At 43.0% G+C, this 1,418-nt stretch carries 2 protein-coding genes; both read right to left on the bottom strand.

Annotated features, from left to right (window positions below):
• Nucleotides 1-98 precede the first annotated feature (98 nt).
• The gene (locus IBX48_RS10565; RefSeq protein ID WP_296834399.1) at nucleotides 99-329 is read right to left on the bottom strand and encodes a hypothetical protein; all 231 of its coding nucleotides are present in this window, start codon (nucleotides 327-329) and stop codon (nucleotides 99-101) included.
• Nucleotides 330-438: 109 nt separating this feature from the next.
• On the bottom strand, nucleotides 439-1,418 hold a 980-nt coding region (locus IBX48_RS10560; protein WP_296834396.1), incomplete at its 5' end, for a porin.

Genomic DNA, 1,418 nt, shown 5'->3' with positions numbered 1-1,418 from the left:
CCCTTGCACTTATCCCAGCTTGGAAAGGGTGGATATGCCATAAGCCATTACAGCTAAAAATGCGATAACTAATAAAACAATGACAATTGTGCTGAGCATTATAACTCTCCTATTAATCTAGTATAGTTACTGATGGTTTTAAGGATAACCGCAAGACCCGCAATAATAATAGCGACAACTAAAGCGCCCAACCAAAAATAAATATCAAGCTGATTGACTTGTTGTTTAGCGATCAGCGTACCCGTTAATATAACGACCAAGCCTACGCCTAAACTAAATAACAGTCTTAATGTATTCAACGTTTCTTTGACGGCATCAATTTTTGCCATGACCCTTGATTCCCTTATTTATTGATTTATATGTTAGCACAAAACAAAAAACCCCGCGTTTGACGGCGGGGTTTTGGGTTTAATCTTAACTGTCTAGGACAGGGCTCGATTAGAACTTGTGGAACAAGCCAACTGACATTGCAGTTGTGTCAGGTAATCTTTCGTTATTTTTGTCGATTGAAGCATATTCAGCATAAACACGTGTGTTTTTACCTAAAGCATAATCAACGCCAGCGGCCATGTTCATAGCATCATCTGAGCCAGCGGCATCGTAGGATACTGATGCAACTTTAGCGCGTGGTGTGATTTTACCCATTTTATAGGCCACACCTAATGTCATAGAGGTACCTTTATCGGCTTCATCGTTATACATGAAAGAGGCGGTTAGACCCGCTTCTTTGTATTGAACGGTTGCACGGGTACGGTCGTTAAAATCTGATGTTGTTGTTCCGTTGTTTTGGCTGTCGCCTGTTGTCATAGCTACAGCAGCGTAAATACCTGATCTTTTCGAACCGTAAGTTACCGCAACAGACATAGCGTTGGTAATTGATTGGTCATCCCCAAGCTCAACCAAGTTGTCCTGACCGACTACAGCTGCCATCAATTTAATACCGTTAAAGTCTGGAGACATATACGCAATAACTTCGTTTAAACGATCTTCACCAGCTAAGCGACCGTTGAAATTGCTAGTGTTGTTACCCGCAAATCTGCTGTCATTAAAACCATCGCTAGGTTGGATCATACGTAATGGGGTGTCGTGACGGCCCATTAAGACAGTACCAAAACCACCAGATAAGCCTACAAATGAGTTACGGATGCCGTATTGACCTGTATCTTGACTGAAGTTGTCGCCCATGACAGTTGGTGATACACCAAGCTCATACTGGTAAATCGCTTTCAAACCGTTACCTAGGTCTTCTGAACCTTTGATACCGATACGTGAGTTACGGCTTTCTACGTCCATGCCAGTTGTGCCAGCTTGATCATAGCTTTCGATAGCGACGTGAAATTGACCATAAACTGTTGGCGCGTCGGCCATGGCTACTGGAGCGGCTACGGCAGATGCGATAGCGATAGCTAGAATATTCT

It is taken from the genome of Thiomicrospira sp. (genome assembly GCF_014859555.1).
Classification (GTDB): Bacteria; Pseudomonadota; Gammaproteobacteria; order Thiomicrospirales; family Thiomicrospiraceae; genus Thiomicrospira.
Note: the sequence above shows the minus strand (reverse complement) of the source record. Positions and strands in the feature narration are given on the sequence as shown.

Bases quoted from the DNA above. Each gene is read 5' to 3' on its own strand.
- IBX48_RS10565 (WP_296834399.1), bottom strand. From the start codon at position 329: ATGGCAAAAATTGATGCCGTCAAAGAAACGTTGAATACATTAAGACTG.